This is a genomic window from Streptomyces beijiangensis (genome assembly GCF_017315755.1).
GTDB classification, from domain to species: domain Bacteria; phylum Actinomycetota; class Actinomycetes; order Streptomycetales; family Streptomycetaceae; genus Streptomyces; species Streptomyces beijiangensis.
Window position 1 is genome coordinate 1 of the sequence record NZ_JAFLRJ010000097.1, and the last position, 19,384, is coordinate 19,384.

The 19,384-nt window shown below is 69.1% G+C and carries 20 protein-coding genes; 9 read left to right on the top strand and 11 right to left on the bottom strand.

The genetic code is table 11. The features are described from left to right. Positions 1-393: 393 nt before the first annotated feature. A complete protein-coding gene (locus J0695_RS11105; RefSeq protein WP_206961748.1) occupies positions 394-987 on the top strand; it encodes a hypothetical protein in 594 nt (197 codons plus the stop codon). Positions 988-1,010: 23 nt separating this feature from the next. On the opposite strand, the gene J0695_RS11110 is transcribed toward J0695_RS11105, so the two are convergent. After that, positions 1,011-1,376, bottom strand: coding sequence for a nuclear transport factor 2 family protein (locus J0695_RS11110; RefSeq protein ID WP_206961749.1), 366 nt, complete (start codon positions 1,374-1,376; stop codon positions 1,011-1,013). Between the two features lie 94 nt (positions 1,377-1,470). Here J0695_RS11110 and J0695_RS11115 point away from each other — a divergent pair, with 94 nt between their 5' ends. Continuing rightward, positions 1,471-2,499, top strand: coding sequence for a hypothetical protein (locus J0695_RS11115; RefSeq protein WP_206961750.1), 1,029 nt, complete (start codon positions 1,471-1,473; stop codon positions 2,497-2,499). 118 nt (positions 2,500-2,617) lie between these two features. Here J0695_RS11115 and J0695_RS11120 read toward each other — a convergent pair whose 3' ends face one another. After that, positions 2,618-3,370 carry an SDR family oxidoreductase gene (locus J0695_RS11120; protein ID WP_206961751.1) on the bottom strand — a complete coding sequence of 251 codons (753 nt, stop codon included), beginning with the start codon at positions 3,368-3,370 and terminating at the stop codon, positions 2,618-2,620. 122 nt (positions 3,371-3,492) lie between these two features. On the opposite strand from J0695_RS11120, the gene J0695_RS11125 reads away from it, so the two are divergent. Both J0695_RS11125 and J0695_RS11130 read left to right on the top strand, forming a co-directional pair. Further along, the gene (locus J0695_RS11125; protein WP_206961752.1) at positions 3,493-4,128 is read left to right on the top strand and encodes a TetR/AcrR family transcriptional regulator; all 636 of its coding nucleotides are present in this window, start codon (positions 3,493-3,495) and stop codon (positions 4,126-4,128) included. A gap of 120 nt (positions 4,129-4,248) precedes the next feature. Next, positions 4,249-5,484 carry a cytochrome P450 gene (locus J0695_RS11130; protein ID WP_206961753.1) on the top strand — a complete coding sequence of 412 codons (1,236 nt, stop codon included), beginning with the start codon at positions 4,249-4,251 and terminating at the stop codon, positions 5,482-5,484. Positions 5,485-5,511: 27 nt separating this feature from the next. Here the strand turns inward: J0695_RS11130 and J0695_RS11135 are convergent, their stop codons facing one another. The 3 genes from J0695_RS11135 to J0695_RS11145 form a co-directional block, all read right to left on the bottom strand. Beyond that, positions 5,512-6,390 carry a phosphatidylinositol-specific phospholipase C gene (locus J0695_RS11135; RefSeq protein ID WP_206961754.1) on the bottom strand — a complete coding sequence of 293 codons (879 nt, stop codon included), beginning with the start codon at positions 6,388-6,390 and terminating at the stop codon, positions 5,512-5,514. Between the two features lie 143 nt (positions 6,391-6,533). Next, complete coding sequence (locus J0695_RS11140) at positions 6,534-7,751, bottom strand: LmeA family phospholipid-binding protein (RefSeq protein WP_242552506.1); 1,218 nt, start codon at positions 7,749-7,751, stop codon at positions 6,534-6,536. Between the two features lie 170 nt (positions 7,752-7,921). After that, entirely contained in the window at positions 7,922-8,773 is an 852-nt protein-coding gene (locus J0695_RS11145) for a helix-turn-helix transcriptional regulator (protein ID WP_206961756.1), read from the bottom strand. A gap of 86 nt (positions 8,774-8,859) precedes the next feature. Between J0695_RS11145 and J0695_RS11150 the strand changes: the two genes are divergently transcribed. Further along, complete coding sequence (locus tag J0695_RS11150; protein WP_206961757.1) at positions 8,860-9,645, top strand: SDR family NAD(P)-dependent oxidoreductase; 786 nt, start codon at positions 8,860-8,862, stop codon at positions 9,643-9,645. A 371-nt stretch (positions 9,646-10,016) separates the two neighbouring features. Next, the gene (locus tag J0695_RS11155; RefSeq protein WP_206961758.1) at positions 10,017-10,910 is read left to right on the top strand and encodes an oxygenase MpaB family protein; all 894 of its coding nucleotides are present in this window, start codon (positions 10,017-10,019) and stop codon (positions 10,908-10,910) included. Between the two features lie 31 nt (positions 10,911-10,941). Here J0695_RS11155 and J0695_RS11160 read toward each other — a convergent pair whose 3' ends face one another. Next, a complete protein-coding gene (locus J0695_RS11160; RefSeq protein ID WP_206961759.1) occupies positions 10,942-11,574 on the bottom strand; it encodes a TetR/AcrR family transcriptional regulator in 633 nt (210 codons plus the stop codon). Positions 11,575-11,795: 221 nt separating this feature from the next. After that, positions 11,796-12,539: a class I SAM-dependent methyltransferase gene (locus tag J0695_RS11165; RefSeq protein WP_206961760.1), complete on the bottom strand. Its 744-nt coding sequence runs from the start codon at positions 12,537-12,539 to the stop codon at positions 11,796-11,798. 232 nt (positions 12,540-12,771) lie between these two features. Between J0695_RS11165 and J0695_RS11170 the strand changes: the two genes are divergently transcribed. Next, a complete protein-coding gene (locus tag J0695_RS11170) occupies positions 12,772-13,728 on the top strand; it encodes a GlxA family transcriptional regulator (protein WP_206961761.1) in 957 nt (318 codons plus the stop codon). 120 nt (positions 13,729-13,848) lie between these two features. After that, on the top strand, positions 13,849-14,847 hold the full coding sequence (gene gap / locus J0695_RS11175; RefSeq protein WP_206961762.1) for a type I glyceraldehyde-3-phosphate dehydrogenase: 999 nt from the start codon (positions 13,849-13,851) through the stop codon (positions 14,845-14,847). Between the two features lie 15 nt (positions 14,848-14,862). Here the strand turns inward: gap and J0695_RS11180 are convergent, their stop codons facing one another. Beyond that, on the bottom strand, positions 14,863-15,783 hold the full coding sequence (locus tag J0695_RS11180; protein ID WP_206961763.1) for a helix-turn-helix domain-containing protein: 921 nt from the start codon (positions 15,781-15,783) through the stop codon (positions 14,863-14,865). A gap of 112 nt (positions 15,784-15,895) precedes the next feature. Here J0695_RS11180 and J0695_RS11185 point away from each other — a divergent pair, with 112 nt between their 5' ends. Then, the gene (locus J0695_RS11185; protein ID WP_206961764.1) at positions 15,896-17,413 is read left to right on the top strand and encodes an alpha/beta fold hydrolase; all 1,518 of its coding nucleotides are present in this window, start codon (positions 15,896-15,898) and stop codon (positions 17,411-17,413) included. On the opposite strand, the gene J0695_RS11190 is transcribed toward J0695_RS11185, so the two are convergent. The 3 genes from J0695_RS11190 to J0695_RS11200 form a co-directional block, all read right to left on the bottom strand. Beyond that, positions 17,380-17,877 (bottom strand): hypothetical protein, encoded by a 498-nt coding sequence (locus J0695_RS11190; RefSeq protein WP_206961765.1) that lies wholly within the window; start codon positions 17,875-17,877, stop codon positions 17,380-17,382. The genes J0695_RS11185 and J0695_RS11190 overlap by 34 nt on opposite strands. A 6-nt stretch (positions 17,878-17,883) precedes the next feature. Further along, entirely contained in the window at positions 17,884-18,174 is a 291-nt protein-coding gene (locus J0695_RS11195) for a WhiB family transcriptional regulator (RefSeq protein WP_206961767.1), read from the bottom strand. Between the two features lie 161 nt (positions 18,175-18,335). After that, positions 18,336-18,959 carry a hypothetical protein gene (locus J0695_RS11200; RefSeq protein WP_206961766.1) on the bottom strand — a complete coding sequence of 208 codons (624 nt, stop codon included), beginning with the start codon at positions 18,957-18,959 and terminating at the stop codon, positions 18,336-18,338. Positions 18,960-19,384 lie beyond the last annotated feature (425 nt).

A 19,384-nucleotide genomic window follows, 5' to 3' on the forward strand; every position in this document is an offset into this window, starting at 1 on the left:
ACTACGTCGTGACCACCCCCGACCCGCGGACGCCGGGAACGACGTCGTCAATACCGGCAACGGCGACGACACCTGCCCCGGCGCCGAACTCCCCAACAGCTGCACCCCTTAGCTCTTAGAAGACTCGGCACCACCACCGCATGACGCTGCCTCAGCCGACCACACGGGCTGAGGCAGCCTCAAGATGCGGACATTCACGAGGAATGTCGTGGCGATGAGCCGTGGACTGGGATATTCCGGCATCCATCGAGCGGCTCGCCGGCTCGGCACGGGGTCGTGGCCATCGGTTAGGCCTATGGGCCAGTGGGCACGGCCCCCTACGGGACGCTTTCCGGGGTTCGATCGGGGGCTCCCCCGATAGGCCCGAGAGCGGCGGCATGTGAGTCTGCCGACATGACCTCAAAACTCGCGGGCAACCACAGCCCCTCCCTCATCGCCCCACTCCTGCTGGTGCTCTACGGCCTTCTGCGACTCGTCGACGGATTAGACGGGACGCACGGCCCCGGCCTGGCCTGGAACCTCGGACACACACTGTTCTTCATCGGCTTCGCGCTCTTCGGCGTGGTGACCATCAGGCTGCGGCAACTCGTCCCCGCCGCCACCATGGGCGCACGTCTCGTCGCGAACGTGGCCACGGCCGTCAGCCTGTTCGGCGTTGGCTGTTTCCTCTGGGTGATCCTCGGTGATCTGTTCACGGACCTGGACACCGCGGCACCGTTGCCTGAACCACTGGAGATGATCGGCCCGCTGGCGTTCCAACTGGGCTGGCTCACCCTGCTGATCATGATGGTGGCCGCCAAGCCGCGTCTGCTGCCCGCGTGGAGCCCCGTGCTGGTATTTGTGGGCTTCCTGCTGTTCGCGGCCAACCTCGACCTGCTGCCCATCGGCGCACTGCTTCTACTGGCCGGACTCATCCCCGTGGCCCGCACACCGAAGCCGACAACTGCCGAGGCACCAAGGACAGCCGGTTCAGCGGCCCACCGCTGAAGCGGATGGTGGGCCATCGTTGTTCAGTTGACCAATGTCCCCTGGTGGAAGTACATGCGCCAGCCCGCTGCCGTCAGTCGCCACAGGGAGCTCCGCCACGCTCGGCGTCCTCCGTCGTCGGCGAAGTACGTCAGGTGCACGATGCCTGGGGCAAGCACTACTCCTGACAGCTCACTGACCTGGACCGGGAACTCCGGGTCGACCGATCCAGCGCTTGTGACAGTGAGAATTGACGTCGCGTCCCAGCGGCGCCCGGACGCTCCGATCTCAGTGAACTCCGGGTCCAGAAGATCCGATACGAGAGCCGGCGAAACACGTACGTCAGGGTCGAGGAGGCGTAGCTCTCCATCGATGGCCGCCTGAACGGCTCGCTCACTCTCACCTGTCATGCACGAACCCTACGGATACCGCTCGTCCCCGTGGTGAAGCGGACTGCGAGGGGCACTTGATCACTGAGCCTGTCGGATGACTAGGGTCGCCTCCATGACCAGGAGTACACCGCCGCGCCCACTCGCTGTCGAGGAACTCTTCCCGGAGCTGGCCGCATTCCGGGGCACTACTACCCGGCTTCATCCACGGGTGGGCGCGCCGGACGTGTCGATGAGTTCTGTGGGCGGACCGATGCTGTGGCCTCGCGACGAGCCGTGGCCGATGTGCGGTGAGGCCCACAGCCGCGGGCGGGGGCGGCGCCCAGCCGACATCCACCGGGAGCGAGAGATCCTGACCCGCGCGTGGGCCCGCGACGAGTCGGGTCCCACGGAGGAGGAACGGCGGCTCTTGCATGAGCTGCGTCGCAAGCACCGGCTCCCGGAAGTCTCCGAGACCGGCCTGCTACCGCTGATCGGCCTCGCGCAGCTGTATGCGGGGGAGATTCCCGATCTGCCGGCAGGGCCGGAAGGCTGCGATCTGCTCCAGGTCTTCTGGTGTCCCTTCGACGCCCACGGCCCGAGTGGGTACGGCATGCTGCTTCACCTGCGCTGGCGCAGGTCGGCGGAGGTCGGCGAGGTGCTGGCCTCACCACCGCAGCCACAGGTCGTCGGCTACGACGGGTACGTCCCCGAACCCTGCGTACTGCACCCCGAGCAAGTGGTCACCTACCCGTTCGCCGGGCTGCTGCCGGAAACGTTGCGTGTCCGGATCGACGCCTGGGATGAGGCCCTGGAAGAGGAGGCCGAGCAGTTGTCGGACGACGATGCGGCCGAGCCGATCGGCTACCAGTACGACGTGTCCATCCCGCCCGGATGGCGAGTCGGCGGATTCGCTTCCTGGCACGTCACCGACCCGTCCCCGATGGACTGCCTGACCTGCTCGACGCCAATGAACCTGCTTCTTACCGTTGACAGTTCCGAATGGGACGGCGGCAGCATCAGCTGGAAGCCGCTCGAAGAACAAGGCCTGCCCTCGCACTCGTTCGCTACGCCCACTCAGGTCGGCGTGGGGCGCGGCGGTGAACTGAACATCTTTGCCTGCCCGGCCGATCCCCGGCACCCGAACCGCTGGAGCGTCCAGTAGGCCTTTCACGAGATGGGCGCCTGACCCCGTAGGTGGTGAACATCTGCTGTCCGTTCTCGTACAGAAGGCCACCCAGGCTCCTCGTTTCCTGCGGTGTGCGATGGCGGGGGCCCGGCGGTCAGGCGACGCCGCCGTTGGCGAACAGGACCTGGCCGTTGACCCACCGGCCGCCGGGGCCGGCCAGGAAGGCGACAGCGCTCGCGATGTCCTCGGGTGTGCCGAGCCGCTCCAGCGGGGAGACCGCGGCGATCCGCTCGACCAGCTCGGGGCTCTTGCCCTCCAGGAAGAGGGGGGTCGCGGTCGGCCCGGGGGCCACGGCATTGACGGTGATGTCCTGGCCTCGCAGTTCGCGGGCGAGGATCAGGGTCATTGCCTCGACCGCGCCCTTGCTCGCCGCGTAGGCCGCATAGGTCGGCTGCTGGAGCCGGGTGACAGAAGTGGAGAAGTTGACCAGCGCGCCGCCTGGGCGCAGCCGCCGGGCCGCGAGCTGGGAGACGACGAACGTGCCGCGCACGTTCACCCGGTGCATCTGGTCGAAGGCGTCGAGGGCCATCTCCGCCAGCGGGGCCAGCAGCATGATCCCGGCGGTGTTCACCACCACGTCGATGCCACCGAAGCGTTCCTCGGCGGCATCGAACAGGGCCGTCATCGCCGTCTCGTCCGCGACGTCGCCGGATACGGCGACGGCCGCACCACCTGCCTCCTGAATCGACGCGACGACCTTCTCGGCACGATCGGCCCTGCCGGAGTAGTGCACGACCACGGACATGCCGTTGGCTGCCAGTGCGTGTGCGACCGCGCTTCCGATCCCGCCCGAACCGCCGGTCACGATTGCCACACGGGTGGCGGCGGACTGCTCAATGGGGGTCATGGCGACCTCTCTCTCATTTTATGGACCATGAGTACATTAACAGCATGTAGACCGATGGTCCATATGATTGGTGTCGCAGGCCTCGCCAACCAGGTCGGCCGCCCCGGACGAGGAGCAGACGCATGGAGCGAACAGAGGCCGAGGGGCCCGCCCGGCTCAAGCCTGGGCGCGGACGCCGCCGGGCGGAGGACGTGCGCCGCGCGACGCTGACCGCAGCGGCCGAACTCCTGCTCACCGAGGGAGTCCTCGCCCTGACCTTCTCCAAGGTCGCCGCCCGCGCGGGGGTCAGCAAGATGACCCTCTACAAGTGGTGGCCCTCCCCCGGAGCCCTGGCCTTCGACGCGTACTTCGACACCTTCAAGGAGACCCTCGCCTTCCCCGACACGGGCGACATCCGGCGCGACCTGACGACTCAACTGCACGCCTTCGTCGATCTCCTCAACCGCAACGGCTCCGTCATCGCCGGGATCATCGGAGCCGCCCAGGGCGACCCCGACCTGGCGGAGGCGCTCTCGACGCACTACGTCAAACAGCGCCGCCGGCTCGCCGTGGAACGCCTCACGCGCGCGCAACAGGCCGGTCAGATCCGCGAAGGGGTCGACCTGGAGACGATCGTCGACCAGCTCTGGGGCGCCGCCTACCACCGGCTGCTCATGCCCGCCCAGCCGCTGACCACGGAGTTCGCGGACCGGCTGATCACCAACCTCTTCCAGGGCGTCGCCCCGGCCTCGGCGGACCCGGCCGCACACCCCGGATGACGCGTCTTCCGCACCTGGTACGGCCGGATCGATCTTGCCCGCAGGCGAGCCGGGTAGGGGGATCTTTCGCCGTGGTCAACTAGCGTACGGTCCAACCGCGTTGTCGACCCAGGGAGCGTCATGGCCACCGCCCAGGAGATACCCGACATCCTCTCGCCGGAGTTCGCGGCGGATCCGTACCCCGCTTACCGTGCCATGCGCGAGTCGGCTCCTCTCCTCTGGCACGACGCCACAAAGAGTTATGTGATCTCCCGGTACGAGGACGTCGAACGGACCTTCAAGGACCGCGAGTCGGAGTTCACCACCGACAACTACGACTGGCAGATCGAGCCCGTGCACGGCAAGACGATCCTGCAGCTGAGCGGCCGTGAGCACGCCGTACGACGGGCCCTGGTCGCGCCCGCCTTCCGTGGAAGTGACCTGGAGCAGAAGTTCCTCCCGGTCATCGAGCGCAACGCACGCGAACTGATCGGCGCCTTCCTCCGTGACGAACGCGGCGAGGGAGGGGGCGAGGTGGATCTGGTCGCGGCCTTCGCCACCCGTTTTCCTGTCAATGTCATCGCCGACATGCTCGGCCTGGACAAGGCCGACCACGCCAAGTTCCACGGCTGGTACACCTCGGTGATCGCGTTCCTGGGCAACCTTGCCGGGGACCCGGAGATCGCGGCAGCGGGTGACCGGACCCGCCGGGAGTTCGCCGAGTACATGATCCCGGTCATCCGGCACCGCCGTGAAAACCTCGGTGGCGACCTGCTCTCCACCCTCTGCGCGGCCGAGGTCGACGGCGTGCGGATGAGCGACGAGGACATCAAGGCTTTCTGCAGCCTGCTGCTCGCGGCCGGCGGCGAGACCACCGACAAGGCGATCGCCAGCATCTTCGCGAATCTGCTGACCCACCCCGATCAGCTGGCCGCCGTACGAGCCGACCGCACCCTCGTCGGCCGGGCCTTCGCCGAGACCCTGCGCTTCACCCCGCCGGTCCACATGATCATGCGGCAGACGGCGAAAGAGGTGACGCTGAGCGGCGGCACGGTCCCGGCCGGCGCTACGGTCACCTGCCTGATCGGCGCCGCCAACCGGGACGGCGCCCGCTACACCGACCCGGACACCTTCAACATCTTCCGCGACGACCTCACGTCCGCCACGGCCTTCTCGGCGGCCGCCGACCATCTGGCGTTCGCGCTGGGCCGACACTTCTGCGTGGGCGCCCTGCTGGCCAAGGCGGAGGTCGAGACGGGCGTGAACCAACTTCTGGACGCCCTGCCGGACATGCGGCTGGCTGAGGGCTTCGTTCCGGTGGAACAAGGAGTGTTCACCCGGGGGCCGGTGGAAGTACGGGTGCGGTTCGGAGGGTGACGGTGGCCGCTGCGGTGGCCCCGGCGCTCAGGGGTTGTGCCGCAGGATGGCGTCGATGAGACCTGATGCCTGCTCGGGGAAGTCCGTCACGACGACCCCGAGCCCCGTCCGCCCGGCCATCTCCGTACCGTCGAGGAAGCCCCGCACCTGAGGATTGAGCCGGTCCGCGTTCCAGTCCGGCGGCAGCCCGGCCGCTGTGCTGACATAGTTGACGAACAGCTTGCCGGGCTCCGCCGCGGCCTTGCGGAACTGCGCCTCGATCTTGGGGCGCTTGGCGAACGGTTCCGCGTTCCAGTCGTCCTGGATGTCGAAGTGGGCCGCGTCCCCGTACCGCACGCCCGGCAGTCCGCCGTTGTCCGCGAGAAGGACGACCTTGCCCCGCGCCTGTCCGAGCGAGGGCAGCGTGGAGTCGATGTGGAAGAGGGAACGCCAGCCTTTCTGGTCGAGGTAGAGGTCGAAGACCCGGCGGAAGGCGGCGTCGCTCTCCTCGGAGTACTCCTGCTTGACGCGCATCAGGACGGTCTCGGTGGGGTGCGCGGCGAGGAAGTCCCGGCAGGCGACGAGCACGTCTCCGAACATCAGGTTCTGGTAGAAGGCCGCATGGTGGATCGCGAACGCGTCGCCGGTGATCCGGCAGCGTACGTCCAGGAAGCGGATGCCGGCGCCCAGCTGGTCCGCGACAACGAGGTCCTGGCACTCCACCCACAGGCCGCCGAAGCGCGCCCCCGAGTCGTGCGTGCCGGGGATGGTCAGCGTCTGCAGGGGCGTGCCGTCGCTGTGGGACGACATCCAGTCCTGTACGCCGAGAGTCCGGTCAGCGGCCCGCGCCATGCCCGGGTGCGCCAGCAGTCCCGCAGCCGATGCGGCGGCCACCCCGCCCCTGATGAGGAATCCCCGCCGGTCCATGCCCACACTCCTCTGCCGTGCCACGGCCTCTGACGACACATCAGGTCACTCCTGCGGCATGGAACCACACGCGATGCGTGGGTGACAGGCATCTCACACGGCTCCGTACCAGCGGGTAGTGAATCAGGGACAGTTGGCGGGAATCAACCCAAGTGCAGGCCGGTTCCGGCCAGTTCGGCCCTGATGCCCTTGCTGTCCACGGTCACGTTGCGCAGTGCGAGCCCGTCCGTCGACTTCGGCAGCCGGAAGGAGAGCGAGAGACGGTCCGAGAGCTCCGGCGGCCGCAGGTCGAGCACGGCCTCGACGAGCCCCTGGTCGATGCCGAGCTTCTCCAACAACCAGGGGTTCTCCGCCACCACGTCGACGAGGTTCACCTTCATCAACCGCTGGGCGAACTGCGGCGTTCCGGTGAGCCGGTGCAGTTCCTTCTCGCTGCGGAGTGCCTGGTGCACCCGCGACGGGGGAACACCGATCCGGTCGACCACGGCGGGCACCGCCAGCATCGCCTTGGCCTTGGCCGCTTCCTCGCCGATCTTCCGAGCCGCCTCGCGATGCAGTCGCAGCCCCGAGTGGGCACGGTCCTTGCCGGGGCGGTAGGTGAAGAGTCCCGGGACGTCGAGACGCATGTCGTCCACGGTGGTGGATATCGCCTGGTCGCCGTCGCGGCGGATGTGCGCCTGGGCCTGGACGCGGACGTCCTTGCCCGCGACGGGGAGGCCGCCGTGAACTTGTATGGCGTTGTTCCCTCCGGCCTCCGGCGTGAACGTGACCTGCGAGGCGCCCAGTTCACGGTTCAGGTCGTCGAAGGACAGGAGCACTTCGCCGTTGGCTCTTCCGACGACGGCGCCCTTGATGGAGCTGGGCAGGTCGCCCTCGATCCGTACATCCTTCGCGGTGGCCCGCACTTCGGCCAACGACACCCGGTCGGCCGACACGTCGGGGACGGCAACCTCCACCTCGTCGATCCGGCGGTCGGCGAGCTGGGTGAGGAAAGGGAACCCCTTGATTTTCACATCGGGTGGCGTTGCCAGATGCAGCGCGTCCTGCAACTTGCTCTCGGCCTGGTCCTGGGCGTACGCGACGGCGACGCGGTCGGCCAGAGTGAAGACGAGAGCACACACGACGACGCCGAGGGTCAGCTTCGCCAGGAAGGGGAGCGCACCGAAACGGCTGCTTCCGCGGTGGTTCGGCGGCGACCAGTCGCCTTCGTCCGCGTCGTCGGAGGTCAGACCGAGCCCGAGCGGATCGCGCTCGCCATAGGGGTGATCGGGCTCGCCGTACCCGTGATCGGGCTCCGGGTCGGCGAGTCGGGCAAGTTCGTTGTACGGGTTGGGGTCGGCAGCGGGGGGATGCGGATGCATGCGCGTGGGGGTTCGCATCGGTTCATCCCAACACGTAGGGGGCACTCGAACGCAAGTCCTACCAGCGGTTACTTATGGTTTTGCCTGGTATTTCTTCACCTGCAGTAGCAACTTTCGGGCGTGTCGACGGACGCGGCACAGAGCCGCGCCGGGTCGGCCGGGGGCGGAAGTCAACGCAGATAGTCTCCGGCCTCGGCTCCCAGTACGTTCAGAAGAGCCAATGCCTCGGCGTCAGGGGATCCTGGCGGCGCACTGTAGAGCACGAGGTACTGATCGCTGTCCGTGAGCGCGAGCGCGTCGCAGTCGACGGTGATCTCCCCGACGACCGGGTGGCGGAAGGTCTTCGTGAGCATCGGCGCGGCCTGCACGTCGTGCCGTTCCCAGAGCCGGGCGAAGTCGGTGCTGGCGTACCGGAGTTCGTCGACGAGGCCGGTGACCGCGGGATCCGTCGGGTAGCGGGCGAGGGTGGTACGGAGCTCCATGACGACCTGGTGCCGGAACTCGGCGGCGTCAGAGACCCCGTACGGCCTCGCGTCAGGTCCCGTCGGCCCGAGGAATGCCCGGCGCGCGAGATTGCGGTCCTTGGGATCGAGCCCGGCAAAGTCCTCCATGAGCGCGGCCGCAAGGTCGTTCCACGCGAGCACCTCGAACGCGGCGGACATGACGAGAGCGGCCGTCTGCGGCAGCCGCTCGATGAGCGCGAGGATGCTCGGGCGGACGTCGCGCCGGTGCATCCGGGTACGGATCGGCGCGGTGCCCGCGAGGACGTGGAGGTGGTCGGACTCGGCATCGGTGAGCCGCAGCGCGCCCGCGATCCCGGCGAGGACCTCACCCGACGGCCGCGGCGCCCTGCCCTGCTCGAGCCGGACGTAGTACTCCGTGGAGATATGCGCGAGGACTGCTGCCTCCTCACGGCGCAGACCCGGTGTCCGGCGTCGCGAGCCCGAGGAGAGACCGACGTCCTCCGGCCGGAGCCCCTCGCGACGGCTACGGAGGAACGCCCCCAATTCATGCTTGTCCATACCCCGAGTCTGCACGCTGCGCAGTGACGTATCCAGGTACCGCCTGTGCCTGTATAAGGCCTGGAGAGCAGCCTGACACTGTCGTCATGACGAACCACATGGACACCGCACCCATCGGCCTTCTCACCGGCAAGGTTGTGCTCATCACCGGCGCAAGTCGCGGCATCGGGGCGGCCGCGGCCCGGCTCTTCGCTTCCGAGGGCGCCGCCGTCGTGCTCGCCGCCCGCAGCACCGACGCCCTCGACCGCATCGTCGCCGAGGTCCGCGCCGACGGAGGTGTCGCCGACGCCGTCAGCCTGGACCTCGCCGACCGTACGAGCATCCGCGCGGCGGTCGATCGCGTCGCGGAGCTGCACGGACGGCTCGACGGCGCCTTCAACAACGGTGCGACCGGCCAGCAGCGGCCCGGTCCGCTCGACACGACGACCGACGAGGACATCGACGAGCAGTTCGCCGTGAACTTCCACGCGCACTGGACGGCCATGACGGCCGAGGCCGCGCTCATGCGACGGAACGGCGGTGGGGCGATCGTCAACACGTCGAGTATCGGCAGCCGCCGGGCGAATCCCGCCCTCCCCGCATACGGCGCCATGAAGCGCGCGCTCAACAGCATCACCGAGACCGCCGCGGTGAGTTGGGCCCGTGATGGCATCCGGGTGAACGGCATCACGCCGGGCGGCACCGCGACCGAGATGATCGACGCGTGGGAGGCGGCGACCCCCGGCGTCGTCGAGCGGATAAAGGCTTCGATCCCCCTCGGACGGATGGCCGAGCCCCGCGAGGTGGCCGAGGCGGCCGCATGGCTGCTCAGCGACCGGGCCTCGATGGTGACCGGCGCGATCGTGCCGGTCGACGGTGGCGCCAGCGCCTGAAGGGGCGGATCGAGACCCCCGCTCCCGACCGAACCGCCCGCGGCCCCTGCACCGAGCGGCCCGGCCCCGGTCGAGCCGCCGGTCGAGACACCGCGGGAGCCCGCACCGGGAGTGCCGGCCGAGCGCACTCCGCCGGACCCCGCGCCCGTCTGCCACGACATCCTCCGCGGCGTCATCACCATCACTGTCTGCTGCTCGGCGGGCGGATAGCTTCCACGTCGCATGCTCCCCCGACGTATTGACGCGCCGATGAAACAAGTCGATAGTATTTGTAACTTTGACTCTGTTGATCCGACGACCCGTCATATACCTTCTGAGGCAACGGAGTTCGTGGCACGGAGTCCCTGCCCACACACTCGGGAGGGCGCATCATGGGCCGTTACAGCCGCCTTCGTACGATCCGCGCGATGGATCCCTCGCGCGACTACGCCGAGATCCTCCGGCTGATCTCGCAGTACGAGTTCCCCTGGGACTACCGGCAGGGTGTCAGCGTCGCCTTCCTCCGCGATTTCGGTGTCCCCCGGATCTCCGAACTCCTGGACCGCACCCAGGAATTCGAGCGGGCCGGTCAGAAGCGGTACGACGACACCGTGCTGATCGGCTACGAGATGGCTGCCGACGGCTTCGACTCCGAGCGCGGGCGGGCAGCGGCCCGCCACCTCAACCGGATCCATGCCAAGTACCGCATCGCGAATGAGGACTTCCTCTATGTGCTCGCCACCACGGTCGTGGGACCCAAGCGCTGGATCGACCGGTTCGGCTGGCGTCCGCTGTGCACCCAGGAGATCGAAGCGCTGGCTCAGGTCGGGCGGAAGATGGCGACCATGATGGACATCCAGGGCGCCCCCGGCACCTACTTGGGCTTCGAGCAGTTCCTCGACGCCTATGAGGACCGGATGTTCGCCTACGACCCGGCGAACCGGCGGGTCGCGAACGCCACCTTCCGCACCATGGCGAGCTGGTACCCGCGCCCGGTCAGACCACTGGCCGCACGTGTCACGCTCGCGCTGCTGGACGAGCGGTTGCTGCGCGCCCTGGGCTTCCGGGTCCAGCCGCGCTGGACCCGGTCGGCTGCCGAAGGCGCGCTGCGCACCCGGGCCCGGTTGCTGCGATTACTGCCCGCCCGTCCCGGGTGGCTGCCCTCGCGGCCGCAGCCGCGCTCGTACCCGTTCGGCTGGCGGCTCGACGACCTCGGACCGCACTGGGCGCGCAACCGCCCGTTGGAGCCGCTGCCGGATGAAGCCCCCGCGCGCGAGCAGTCCTGAACCGGCCTTTGTGCGCCGGGCAGTTGCCGGTCTATCCGGCGGCGAGCAGCGGCAACAGGTAGCGGCGCGCGAAGGCCCGTACCTCCGCCTCGTCGTCAAGGGCGAAGCAGCTCACGGGGTTGAGAAGGAAGGAGACAGTGATCCGTACCATCAGCTCGGCGACCGGCGTCGGGTCGCTGGCGGGCCTCCCCTCGGCCAGCCGCGCCTCGCGCAGCCGGTCCGTCAGATAGGCGCGCATCGCGAGGAAGGCGGGCCCGCTCTCCAGCGTGAGGAACGGCAGCATGGTCTCGGGTTCGAGCCGCAGCAGTCCCCCCACCAGCGGATGTTCCCGGACATGACGGAGGACGGCGACAAAGCCCTCGACGAGACGGTCCTCGACGGTCGGCAGAGCGGCGACCGCGTCGTCCACGTCCACGACGAAGCGGCGGTACTCACGGAGCAGACAGGCCTGGACAAGACTGTCCTTGTTGCCGATACGACGGTAGACGGTGACCCTCGAGACCCGGGCCCGTTTGGCGACGTCATCGACGGTCGAGCGCCGCAGTCCGAACGTCATGAACTGCTCACGGGCCGCATCGAGGATCTGCTCACTCAGCGCATCGGACGGCGGGAAATCGGTGAGCGCCCCGGCGAAGAGCGCCTCACTGGTACTCCGTACCGCCATGAGCCCTCCCCGTCCGAACGGTGCCCCTCCACCATAGCCAGGCGGGGAGGCCGTGACCTGCGCCCGGGGGTACGGCAGTCGTGGACCGGCAAGACGGTGACCGGCGGGCGGCCTGTCCATCTGGACGGTCTCAGCGGTGAGTTCATCTTGGCCGACAGCCCGGCCCGGCCCCTGTTCGGGCGAACTTCAGAGCTCGGGCCACGGAGATGTCCGGTCGCTCGTCAGGCGCGGCAGCGCAGCATCTGCAGCGGGGGGTTGGAGAGAGCGTCCGCCCAGAAGTCCGCACCGAACTCACGCATGCCGGCGTCGGACACCTCCAGCGGGACCCAGGTCACTTCGCTGAATCCGGCCGCCTGCAGGGACTTCTCGTAGACCTCGCGGCGCGGGCAGGTGGTGACGAATTCGATCGGCTGGGGGTCGAGCAGCGCCGTCATCCGTATGCGCGGCCCGTTCTCCGCCTCCTCACCGGTGAGCACGGAGCGAAAGCCGTACTTGTCCAGCGGCGGCCCGTCGAAGCGGTACTCGGGTGTCTGGTCGAGTACGAAGAACTCGGCACCGGGCACCAGGCTCCGGTGCACGTTGCGGCACATCTGCTCCATGGCGGCAGCGCCCTCCGCATAGTTGAGCAACTGGACCGCCACCGCGACGTCGAAGCGCCCCTCAAGGGACCGCAGTTCGGAGACATCGCCCGCCTCGTAGCGCACACCCAGCGGATCGCGCTCCTCCAACGCCTGTGCCACGGCGACCATTTCTCCGGAGATGTCGACTCCGAGCACGTCCGATGCACCGCGCCGCTTGAACTCCCTGCTGTAGAAGCCGGTGCCGGAGGCCACGTCGAGGACCGACTTGCCGCGTACGTCGCCGACCATGGCCAGGAAGCTGGGCACCTCCCCGTACTTCGCCCGGGGCAGGGCCTTGAAGCCCTCGAAGGCCTCACCGATCTCGTCGTACTGCTGCGTGCTCACCGTGCCGTTCTCTCCTGTGCCCTGTCATGTTCCGGGCCGCGGCCCCCGTCCCCGGGACACGCCGCGGCCTCTGGCGGGCAGTCTTCCCGTACCCCGGCAGATCGTCGTACTGGCAGAAGCCACAAAGAGATGCAGGCATCGTCACGGGCACCTGTACAGGCGGGTGTACGGGCACCCGGCGCACCTGCGCGGCCCGAGCTGAAGCCGCCGCGCCCCCGCGTAACCTCTTCCCGTGCCGCCCTCATCCCTGCATCACGTCGCCGTCCTCGTGCTCGAAGGTGCCAAGCCGCTCGATGTCGGCATTCCTGCCCAGGTGTTCACGACCCGCGCGAGCATGCCGTACGAGGTACGGGTGTGCGGCGCGGCACCCGGTCTTGTGACCGGGGGCGACGGCCTGTCGTACGACGTCGCCCATGGGCTCGACGCGCTGGCATGGGCCGACATCGTTTTCGTGCCCGGGTACCGGCACCCGGACCGTGAGGATCCGCCGCCGGCCGTCGTCGATGCGCTGATCGCCGCCCACCACCGGGGCGCGCGGCTCGCCGCCATCTCGACGGGTGCCTTCGCTCTCGCTGCCACGGGCCTGCTCGACGGCAAGCGCGCCACGACGCACTGGCATTACACACGGGCACTCGCCGCGAAGCGTCCGCTCGTCCAGGTCGACGAGAACGTTCTGTTCGTCGATGAGGGAAGCGTGCTGACCTCGGCCGGGGCCGCCTCGGGCATCGATCTGTGCCTGCACATTCTGCGCGGCGATCTGGGGGTGTCCGCGTCGAACCACGCGGCGCGGCGCCTGGTCGCGGCCCCCTACCGGAGCGGCGGTCAGGCGCAGTACGTACCTCGCAGCGTGCCCGAGCCGCTCGGCGAACGGTTCGCCGCCACCCGGGAGTGGGCGCTGCGCCGGCTCGGCGAGCCCCTCACCCTCGAAGTGCTGGCCCGGCATGCGGCGGTGTCGCCGCGCACGTTCTCGCGGCGCTTCGCCGAGGACACGGGGTACACGCCGATGCAGTGGGTCATGCGAGCCCGTATCGACGTCGCCCGGGAGCTGCTCGAGCGTTCACAGCTGGGCATCGAGCAGATCGCCGCCGACGTCGGTCTCGGCACCGGCGCCAATCTGCGCCTGCACTTCCAGCGCATCCTCGACACCACGCCGAGCGAGTACCGGCGCACCTTCGCCCGGGGTGAGTAGCCCACGGGGTGACTGGCCCACCACCACGTGGCGCGATCCTTTCGAACCGTGGCGATCACGCCGCTGTCGGCGGCGGATGCCGCGCGAGAGCCTGGTGGCGAACCCGAAGGGACACCACTCATGACTCGCATCGCCATCAATGGATTCGGCCGCATCGGACGAAACGTGCTCCGCGCACTTCTCGAGCGCGACAGCAAGATCGAGGTCGTCGCCATCAACGACCTCACGGAGACCACCGCCCTCGCGCGGCTGCTCGCCTTCGACACGACCGCGGGCCGTCTCGGCCGCCCGGTGACGGTCGAGGGGAACACCCTCATCGTCGACGGCCGTCGCATCACCGTGCTCGCCGAGCGCGAACCGGCGCAGTTGCCGTGGGCCGAGCTGGGCATCGACATCGTGCTCGAAGCGACCGGCCGTTTCACGTCTGCCACGGCCGCTCGCGCCCACATCGACGCGGGCGCGAAGCGGGTTCTCATCAGCGCTCCGGCTGACGGCGCCGACGTCACACTCGCGTTCGGGGTCAACACCGAGGCGTACGACCCGGCCGCGCACACGATCGTCTCGAACGCCTCGTGCACGACCAACGCGCTTGCGCCGCTTGCTGCTGTGCTCGACGATCTCGCCGGCATCGAGCACGCCTTCATGACGACGGTGCACGCCTACACGCAGGAGCAGAACCTGCAGGACGGTCCGCACCGCGACGCCCGTCGTGCCCGTGCGGCCGCTGTCAACATCACGCCCACCACGACGGGCGCCGCCAAGGCGATCGGTCTCGTACTACCGAAGCTCGACGGCAAGCTGTCCGGCGACTCGATCCGTGTGCCGGTGCCGGTCGGCTCGCTGGTCGAACTGAACACGACCGTCGCTCGCGACGTGACGCGCGAGGAGGTGCTGACGGCGTACCGCACGGCGGCGCAGGGACCCCTCGCAGGTGTACTGGAGTACTCGGACGACCCGCTGGTGTCGTCCGACATCACCGGCAACCCGGCCTCCTCGATCTTCGATTCGGAGCTCACCCGCGTCGAAGGCCGCCACATCAAGGTGGTCGCCTGGTACGACAACGAGTGGGGCTTCTCGAACCGGGTGATCGACACGCTCGAACTCCTCGCCGCCGGCTGAGCAGGCGCGCCGAGTTCAGCCGGCCGCTGCGGCGACGTCGGTGTCCAGCGCGGCACGCAGCCACTCCTGGGCGCGCCCGAGCGTCGGCTCCGGCGCGCCGGACAGTTCGCCGGTCAGCTCCCAGTAACGGTCGACCATCTGATCCGCGGCCAGGGTCAGCAGCCCGCTGAGCCGGCGGCGGAACTCCTGACTGTCCCGCAGGCCGCGCGACTCGGCGTGGGCAGCGACGAAGCAGTCGAGTGCCTGCCCCCGTTTCGGCGCCCGGTTCGTCTTCACGTCGGCCGCGGCCAGCATGTACGCATCGAAGAGACCGTCGTACAGCACGTCGGGGCGGTGCACCTTGTCGGTCCGGTTGCCCGCCGACCGGCGCGGGTCGGTGGCCGGGCAGGGGGCGGTGGCGATGGCGTACATCCGGGCGAAGGCCAGCACCTGGGCCGGTGTCGGGTCCGACGGCGGCTGCGGAACCGCGTAGTCGAGGATCGAGGAGACCAGCCGGGGTGACAGCCTGACGGGCAACGCCCCCCGCCAGAAGCGCGCCAGCGGCACTGTACTGGGCGGGGCGGACACCGCGCCGACCAGCCGCAGGCGGTCCCCGCGCTCCTCGGGCGGGCAGTCCCTGACCAGTTGGAGGGCGGCCTCCCGCCAGCGCAGCGCCGTCAGTTGCGAGCCGAGCTCGCGCAGCTGACCGTCGATGGCGTCCTCCAGCGCGTCCGTCAGCCCGTCGCCGTGGTCGAGCACCCGGCCCACCTCCGGCACCGGCAGATCGAGGGTGCGCAGCGAGCGGATCAGCCGCAGCCTTTCGAACGCGTCGGGCCCGTACCGCCGGTGCCCGCCGGAACTGCGGGCGGCCTCGGGCAGCAGCCCGCGGTCGGAGTAGAAGCGCACGGTCTTCACGGTGACGCCCGCCTGCTCGGCGAGTTCGCCGATGCTCCACATGCCGTCAGGGGACAAGACTTGAACCTCCCTCAGGGGGAGTTCCTACCGTATCTGCGAGCGCGGACGACCGGTACGGCCGGTCGCCCGGACCGCGGTACGCGAGGAGACGATCATGACGGTATTCGTGTTGGTTTCGGGGCCTTTCACCGGTGGCTGGATCTGGGAGGAGACCGCAGAACGGCTGCGGCAATCGGGGGCGCAGGTGCACCCGCTGACCCTCACCGGCCTCGGTGAGCGCCGCCATCTGGCCCGGCCGGACACCGACTTGGAGACACACATCGAGGACGTGGTGCAGCTGATCGACCACCTCGACGGGCCGGAACTGGTGCTGGTCGGCCACGACTACGCCATCCACCCGGTACTGGGTGCCGCCGACCGCCGCCCGGAGCGGATCAACCGCATCGTCCACCTGGACGCCGGCCTGCCGCAGGACGGCGACGCCGCCCTCGCCCTCGTCCCTGACCAGGAGGTCCGCGAGCGCCTGATGCGCCCGGACGGGCCGGCCGAGCACAACTGGCGGATCCCCGCGCCACGGCCCGACGAGTGGCAGCGCTGGGGCAGCACCGACGGCCTCTCCACGGAAGCGCTGGCCCGGCTGGACAGCTACGCCGCGCCACAGCCGTCCGGCACCCTCATCCAACCGCTGCGGCTGAACGGGGCACTCGCCGCACTGCCCACCACAGGCGTTTTCTGCACCGCGGGCGGGGTGACCATCGCCATGGTCGAGACCCTGGTGCGATCCGGGCCGCCGCAGTTCCGGGCACTCGCGGATCCCCGGGTCACCTTCTTCGAACTCCACACCGGCCACTGGCCGATGCTCTCCTCCCCCGAGGAGCTGGCCACTGTCCTGCTCCGGGCGGCTGCCGACGAGGGGCACCGGATCGCCGCGAGCGACGACGAGCAGCCGTTCTACGAGAAGCCCTTCGTACTGGACGTCGCCGACTGGCCGCGCGAGCGGATCGGTTCGCTCGATCTCCACCTGCCGGACCTGCCGGACGCGGACGGGCCCCAGCCTGCCATCGTGTTCGTCCACGGCGGTCCCGTCACCGCCGACCTGCGGCCCACTCCGCGGGACTGGCCGATCTACTCCGGCCACGCCCGGTACGCGGTGAGCCGGGGGGTCGTCGGCGTGACCGTCGACCACGGCCTGCACGCCCTCACCGACTACGCGCAGGCTGCCGAGGACATTTCTGCGGCCGTCGAACTCGTCCGGGCCGACCCGCGGGTGGACGCCGACCGTATCGCCCTGTGGTTCTTCTCCGCCGGCGGGCTGCTCACCACCGACTGGCTCGCCGCGCCGCCGCCGTGGCTGCGCTGCGTCGCCGCCAACTACCCGGTCCTCGCGCCGCTCCCCGGCTGGAGCGCCATCGACGCACGGTTCCGGCCCGTCGGCGCCGTACGGACGGCCGGGGAGCTGCCGATCGTCCTCAGCCGGGCCGGGCTGGAGCACGCTGCGATCGCGGCCACCGTCGAGGAGTTCTTGTCCGCCGCCAAGGCCGCCGACGCCCGTGTCGAGATCATCGACGTCCCCGCCGGCCACCACGGCTTCGACGTGCTCGACCACACCGAGGAGTCCCGCCACGCCGTGGCAGCCGCCTACGACGCGGTCCTGGGCCACCTCCAGGGCTGAGCGCTGAGCGCGGGGGCCCTTCCCGGCGCCGTGAAGGCTGCCGCCGAGGCAGAGCCAGTGGCTGCTGCCTCGGTGGCGTCGGGCGGACACACCCATGGCGCGAGGCGTTCACCGGCGGCAAGCTCGCGCCAGTAGCGGAAGACGGTGCCCTGGACGATGTCGAGCTGCCCGGCAGCGATCAGACAGGACGCCTGGTACGGGCCGCCGGCACCGGCTTCGAAGGCAAGGACGACCGGCGGCGTCTCACCGACCTGACCGGCAATCAGCCGCACCTCGTCCACCGTCGGTTCGCGGAAGGCCGGATCGTGGAACGTGGTGGGGCACACAACGAAGAGCGGGTCAGCGAAGACCAGTTCCAGGTGATGGGCGTACGAGATGTCGTGTCCGGCCCCCAGCCTCAGCCGGCCCGCGTTCCACTCCACAACATCCCAGTCCCACCAGGACCCCTCAGGAAGCCGGATCATCACTCCTCAGCCTGCCGGTACATGGAGGGCGGAACGCGCCGCTCTCAGGACATGCCCCCACGACAGCACGTCGGGTCGACGGCGCAGCAGTGCGCGCCGCTCTCGCTCCGTCATCCCGCCCCAGACACCGAACTCCACCCGTCCGTCCAGCGCTTCGGCCAAGCACTCGATGCGCACCGGACATCCGTTGCAGATGGCTTTCGCCTTCTTCTGCTGTGCCGTATCCGCGAACAGCGGCTCCGCGTCCGCACCCCGGCAGGCAGCATCCCCACGCCAGTGGGACCTCTCGTCCACCATCATCAATTTCCTCCCCGTTGGCATACGCCCTGTTCACGACCTTAAATCCTCGGCCGCACTCAGGACAGCTCTCCATGGCGCCGCCCCGGTCCGCCAGGGGGTTCCTCTTTGCCTTTGGCCAAGGTGGACGGGTGTGGGATCGCGCCCTGGTGCTCACGCGATTACGCGGACATGAGGCGTCGTATCGTCGCGATGAGGGCCGGGTGAAGGCGGGACATGCTGGGCGGTTGTTGCGGGTAGCCGTTGACATCCGGAGGGACTTCGCCCGAGCCGGTCCACTGCTCGTAGGCGTCGACGCCAATGGTGAAGACCGCACCGCCCTGCAGAACGGTCAGCGTCTGGTCGAGCTCGTTTCCGACCAACAGGTAAGCCTTGTCACCGAGGTCGGGGACCGGGACGACCCTGTCCGTCTCATCGATCGCGGCCGTACTGGAGTCCGGGTCGAGGTTGGGACCATGAGGGCGGTTGCGGTCCTCGAACTCCGGTGCCGGGTTGGTCTTCTTGTGCAGCTCCACGGTGACGGTGACCGCGTATGAGGCATGCCAGTGCGTCCCGACGGGCGCCTGCGCGGTCAGCACGCACTGGGCCTGGTCGAGTACCGAGCCGGTCCGTGTGACAGCCGGGGTCACCTCGAAACGGCTTGTGCCGAGGGCGTCGGTCAGCGGCTTGAGATTGTCGCCACTGCAGGGACTTTCGGCGATCCGATAGTGGTGCAGGTCAGGGGGAGAGACGTCTCCGTATCCGATTCCCTGGAGGGTCAGTGCCCATGCCATTGAGGTCGCCACGACCGCTCCGAGCGCCCACGTCCACCCCCGATGGCTGCTGGGTTGCGCACTCACCATCTCCGCGGGAGCGCCCGACTTGGGGCGGTCTTCTGAATCTTCCACCGACTCCGGCTCAGTGATCACTGTGCCCCCCGTCTCTCCGTGCACCCTATGGTCAGGGTGCCTGAGGCTGTGGGTGTCCGCTGCAGCAAATGTTGAACTGGGCTTCTTCGTTTGGCTGGGGGTTCCTGATCGGTCCAGTGTTCGTAGGCGATCCGAGACGGAGCGGGCGTGGCGACTCTGGCCGGGCGGTCGTACGCGCGGGATGATCCTGGCATGGTGCTGTCCTTGCCGCCCGTGGCCTCAGGTGTCGTCCGGACCGGTACGCCCGTGGGGCGCTGGGTTCTGCTCACCACCGTGCTCGGGTCGAGCATGGCCATGCTCGA